This window comes from Occallatibacter sp., assembly GCF_036502485.1.
GTDB lineage: Bacteria > Acidobacteriota > Terriglobia > Terriglobales > Acidobacteriaceae > Telmatobacter.
This window is the reverse complement of record NZ_DASXYM010000101.1, coordinates 1-5162: the sequence shown is the minus strand read 5'-3', so window position 1 is coordinate 5162 and position 5162 is coordinate 1. Positions and strand designations below refer to the sequence as shown.

5 protein-coding genes are annotated in these 5162 nt (G+C 64.3%); 4 read left to right on the top strand and 1 reads right to left on the bottom strand.

Annotated features, from left to right (window positions below):
* The coding region (locus VGL22_RS13960; RefSeq protein WP_465267546.1) for a beta-L-arabinofuranosidase domain-containing protein at positions 1–1687 on the bottom strand (1687 nt) is incomplete at its 3' end.
* A gap of 114 nt (positions 1688–1801) precedes the next feature.
* On the opposite strand from VGL22_RS13960, the gene VGL22_RS13955 reads away from it, so the two are divergent.
* The 4 genes from VGL22_RS13955 to VGL22_RS13940 form a co-directional block, all read left to right on the top strand.
* Positions 1802–2056 carry an FmdB family zinc ribbon protein gene (locus VGL22_RS13955; RefSeq protein ID WP_465267545.1) on the top strand — a complete coding sequence of 85 codons (255 nt, stop codon included), beginning with the start codon at positions 1802–1804 and terminating at the stop codon, positions 2054–2056.
* Positions 2057–2159: 103 nt separating this feature from the next.
* A complete protein-coding gene (locus tag VGL22_RS13950; RefSeq protein ID WP_465267544.1) occupies positions 2160–3407 on the top strand; it encodes an aminopeptidase in 1248 nt (415 codons plus the stop codon).
* A 121-nt stretch (positions 3408–3528) separates the two neighbouring features.
* Positions 3529–4281: a hypothetical protein gene (locus VGL22_RS13945; RefSeq protein WP_465267543.1), complete on the top strand. Its 753-nt coding sequence runs from the start codon at positions 3529–3531 to the stop codon at positions 4279–4281.
* A 68-nt stretch (positions 4282–4349) separates the two neighbouring features.
* Positions 4350–5162 (top strand): MFS transporter (locus tag VGL22_RS13940; RefSeq protein WP_465267542.1); only part of this gene is annotated, 813 nt, incomplete at its 3' end.

The following is a 5162-nucleotide window of genomic DNA, read 5'->3' as shown; positions in this document are numbered from 1 at the left end:
GCGGCACCGCCCCCACACTGAACAGCGCTAGCGGCCCTCGCACCGGCGCCACAAGGTTCTTGTGCTGCGCGTCCACCGCCTCCAGCATCACAGGCATGTCGAACTCAATCTCGATCCGGTCTCCGTTCTCCCATGTTCGCTGCAACGTGGCAAACCTTCCCGGCTCCGCTCCCGACATGAACCGCTTCCCATTCACGGCGATGGTCGTCTTCTCCCCCGCCCACGCCGGTACTCGCACATACACCGGGAAGGCCACAGGCTTATCCAGCGCGATCGCAATACTTGTCGCCGGCTGATGCGGATAGCGCGTCTGCTGCGTGAGCGTCACCCGACCATCCGCGCGCTTCCAGTACACTCGCGACGGCACAAACAGGTTCACGTACACGCCGTTCCCGTCGTGAAAGTACGCGCTGATCCCGTAATCCGCCGTCACTTGCGCAAACGTTCCGGTGCAGCAGTGCCACTTATACGAGTGATAGAACTTCGAACCGTCGTTGTTATAGTCCGAGTAGTAGAATCCGTGACCGTCCGCTTCGATCGGCTTCGCGCCGAGAATGCAGTTATAAAGCACCCGCTCCATCGCGTCGCCATAGCGGCTGTCCCTGGTCGCGCGCATCAGATACCGCGTGATTTTGAAGTGCGCGTACGACCCGCATGGCGTCTCAAAGCTGGAGTGCGTCCTGGTCAGGCTCTCGCCCAACTCGCCGCTGCCCGGCACTCGGAAGTTCTCATCCGGCCCCCACCCGCCGGTCGCAAAGCTCTGAGCCCGCACGAAGTCAAAGCCATTCTGCGCCGCCCGAAGATGCTTATCGCTCCCCAGCACGAGATAGGCCTGCATGGCCGAGCTCAGGCAGTTCACGTGGCTGTACGCATGCTTGCCGGGTAGCACATTTTGCCCCGCCGCCAGCGGGTCGTAATACCACGAGTCCGCCAGGAACCGTACCGCCAGGTCGCGATACCGCAGTCCTGCGCCCCGCTGCCAGGCGATGAACGCGTTCTCCGGCACGGTGTAAGGCTCATCCCAGCAGAAGCTCTCATCCTTGTGCGGGCGCTCGTACTGCTGCGCCCGCGAGATGCCGCCCGGCGGCAGGTGCTTCTCCACGCTGTCCAGCGTCTTGTTCAGGATGGCCAGCGCATCCGGCGCTCCCGTGAGCGTGTGCGCATCCAGCAGGCCAATCGAAATCTTGTCGTAGGTGTACGCCGGAAAGCGGTTGTCGCGCCAGAAATCCTCCGTGATGGCCGCCCAGAACCCCTTCACCAGCCGGTGCACCTTATCGCGCGTCGAAGGCAGTCCCGTCGCCGCGTAGTAGCGTGACAGCCCTGAAAGGTACTGCCCGAAGCTGTGCCCGGGCGCAAACCCGTTATCCCCCGGCTTCGACAGCGCATCCAGCGGAGCCCAGCTATACCACCCGCCCATGTCATCGCCCGGCGCCCGCATGCCCGCGCGCTGGCGAAACGGCTTCAGAAGGCGATCCTCATCGAGCCCTGCATAAAATGCATGATTTGTCCTGAACTGCGCCGCCAGAGGGCCAGGCAGCAGTTCCACCTCGCCGTAGCCAAATTGCTCCAGAGCCGGTGGCGCGGCCGGCGCATCGCCCGCCGCCGCAAACGAAAACCCGCGCGAACCCACAGCCGCGATCGCGGTTGCCGCACCCGCCTTTACAAACGACCGCCGAGAATGAGTCATACTTGCACTCCGACGAGCATTGTACGTCCAGCCTCTTGCCTGCGCGCCGGTCCGCAGCAGCTCTCATCTCCGGCAACCTTCGTATAATGACAGGAGCAGCAAGGAGAAGATCCCATGCCCGCGTATGAGTACGAGTGCCGCGACTGCGGCGGACATTTCGAGCGGCGGCAAAAGATGTCGGAGCCGGAGATTGACTCCTGCCCCTCCTGCGGCGGAGGCGTAAAGCGCCTCATCAGCGGCGGCGCCGGCGCCATCACCAAAGGCGGTGCCAGCGCGGCTGCGCCCTGCGGCATGGGCGCCTGCGGATCAGGAGCGTGCGCAATGCCTGCCTCCATGGGTTGCGGCGCAGGCTGCGGACACGCACACTAACCGCACACCCTCTCGTCTAAGCATTACCGCAACACCCCCTGTACGGCTGAATCCTTCACGCTCTTGCCTCAAAATCCCGAATCCTATGAAGGTCCAAATCGATATGGCGTCATTAGCGCAGGAACTTTCCTTTGAGCAGAAACTCGACCAACTGGCCCGCGTGGCCATTGAAGTAGGCCTGGGCCTCGCCCGCGGCCAGGAACTTGTCATCACCGCGCCGCTCGACGCCGTCCCCCTCGCCCGTCGCATTACCGAGCAGGCTTACCGCACCGGAGCTTCCCTCGTCACCACCGTGTACGCGGACGACGAAGCCCAGCTCCTTCGCTATCGCTACGCCCCCGACGAGGCCTTCGACAAGGCCGCCGGCTGGCTTTACGACGGCATGGGCGCAGCCTACCGCAACGGCGCCGCCCGCCTGGCGATCACCGGCGCCAGCCCCCTGCTCCTCTCCAATGAGGATCCCGAGAAAGTAGGCCGCGCCAACCAAGCTGTCTCCAAAGCCTACCGCCCCGCTCTCGAACTCATCACCCGCCACCAGATCAACTGGACCATCGTGGCCGCCGCCACTCCCGCCTGGGCCGCCGCCATGTTCCCGGAGCTGCAGCCGGAGACCGCCCTCGCCACCCTCTGGGAAGCCATCTTTCGCACCACTCGCGTCGACAACGACGATCCCGTGGCCAACTGGAAGGATCATGACGCCGGACTCCAGCGCCGCGCCGCTTACATGAATGAGAAGCGCTACTCCACCCTGCATTATCGCGGCCCCGGCACCGACTTCCGCCTCGGCCTGGCCGACGATCATGTGTGGATGGGCGGTGGCACGCACGCCGGCAACGGCCTCTACTGCATCCCCAACATGCCCACTGAGGAGATCTTCACCACGCCTCACAAAGACCGTGCTGACGGCACCGTCCGCGCCTCCAAGCCTCTCAGCTACCAGGGCACCATGATTGAAGGCATTGAGGTGCGCTTTGAAGCCGGCCGCATCGTTCAGGCCAAGGCCACTCGCGGCCTCGAGGTGCTGGAACGGCTCATCTCCACAGACGACGGGGCGCGCCGCCTCGGCGAGGTCGCCCTCGTTCCGCATTCGTCGCCGATCGCAGCCAGCGGCTTGCTGTTCCTCAACACGCTATTCGACGAAAACGCCGCCAGCCACATTGCGCTCGGCCAGGCCTATACCTCGTGCCTCAAAGACGGTGACAAGCTCTCCCCTGAAGAACTTGCCGCCAGGGGAGCCAATGACAGCCTGATTCACGTGGACTGGATGATCGGCAATGGGGAACTCGACATCGACGGCATCACCGCTACCGGCGCCTCCGAACCGGTGATGCGCAAAGGCGAGTGGGCCTGAGGTTCACCCGCCTTCCGGACGCGTAAGCAGAACGCATCCAACGATACAGGCACAACCCGGTTACGAACCGCTCTGCGGACCAGACTTCCGGTCCGCAGAGTGCCAAGACGAGAGCCAGACCATGCGAACTCCCCTCATCCTTCTAACCTTCGGCTGCCTCGCAGCCATCGCCGGTGCGCAGGCCGCAGGTGCCGGATCCCAACCTCAGGTCGTTCCCACCACTCCTCCGCCCGGCGTCGCGAACACCACGGCCACCAACGCTGCAGCCGCCATGGCTCCCGCCGTCAACGCATCCTCTCTGCTGCAGCCCGCGCTCGCACAAACCCAGTCCGCGCTCTCCACGCTCAAAATCGACAAGTGGAAAAAGGGCTCCGTCCGCGACGAGGCCGGCGAAAACGTCACCGCCCTTATGCACGATCTGCAAACCAACATCCCTCCGCTCATCGCCGCCGCCGATGCCGAGCCGGCCTCGCTGAGCCGCGCCCTCCCGCTCATGAAGCACCTCGACGCCTTTTACGACGTCCTGCTGCGCGTCGAAGAGGGGTCCCGTGTCTCCGCGCCCGGCGAGCAGATAACCGCCCTGCAGCAGACTCTGCTCGACGTCAATAAAGCCCGCAACGCATACGACGACCAGATGCAGAGTAGTGCCGCCGCTCACGAGAAGCAGATTTTCGATCTCCAGACCCGGCTCCGCACCGTCCAGCAGGAATCCGCGTCCCACGAGACCAAAGCGTCCTCCGCTGCGGCCGCTGCCCCCTGCAAGCCGGCACCCCCGGCCCACAAAAAGAAAAAGGCAGCCACTCCCCGCGCCGCTGGAACAACCACCAACAGCGCCAAGCCCGCAGCCGGTACTCCCGTAACCAAGCCTCAATGACCGTTCCGGCGGCCATCCGATAACCTAATCTCGTGGGTTCCCCTCCTCAACCAGTCACGCGTCGCGGCTTGGAAGCATTCGCGTCACGGGACTTCCGCCGCTACCAGCTCGCCCGTGTCATGGCTATCCTCGGCGCTGAAGCCCAGGCCGTTGCAGTCGCCTGGCATGTCTACTCCATCACCCACCGTCCTCTCGACCTCGGCTATACCGGCCTCGCTCTCTTCCTTCCCGGCCTCCTTTTCCTGCTTCCCGCCGGCCATGTTGCCGACCGCTTCGACCGCCGCCAGGTTATCCTCGTCTGCTACTCGCTGCAGATGGTCTGCACCGCCGCGCTGCTCGCCATTACCGTTGCGGGATACCACCGCGTCTTCCTCATTTATGCTGTTCTCTTTCTCATCGGCACGGGCCGCTCCTTCTCCGGCCCCGCCAGTTCCGCGCTCATCCCGCACCTCGTCCCGGAGCAGCACTTCGTCAACGCCGTTACCTGGGGCGGAGCCATCTTCCAGCTAGCCAACACCACTGGCCCCGCGCTTGGCGGATTGCTGTTCACCCTGCCCCTCGTTCATCTGTTCCCCCGTGAAGCCCACGCCCACGACCTGGCCGGCGCCGGCATCGTCTACTGCTTCACCCTGCTCACCCTGCTCTGGTTCATCGTCCTCATCGGTACCTTGCGCGTACGCCCCGGCCGTATGGAGCACCGCGCCGCCTCGCTCAAAGTGGTCCTCGCCGGATTCCAGTATGTACGCCACATGCCCATGCTGCTGGGCTCCTTCTCGCTGGATCTCTTCGTCGTGCTCCTCGGTGGAGCCGTGGCCCTCATGCCCATCTTCGCCAACGAAATTCTCCAAACCGGCCCACGAGGATTGGGCCTGCTCCGCGCC

Coding starts and splice junctions, on each gene's coding strand:
- VGL22_RS13955 (WP_465267545.1), top strand. CDS start 1,802: ATGCCCGCGTATGAGTACGAGTGCCGCGACTGCGGCGGACATTTCGAG.
- VGL22_RS13950 (WP_465267544.1), top strand. CDS start 2,160: ATGGCGTCATTAGCGCAGGAACTTTCCTTTGAGCAGAAACTCGACCAA.
- VGL22_RS13945 (WP_465267543.1), top strand. CDS start 3,529: ATGCGAACTCCCCTCATCCTTCTAACCTTCGGCTGCCTCGCAGCCATC.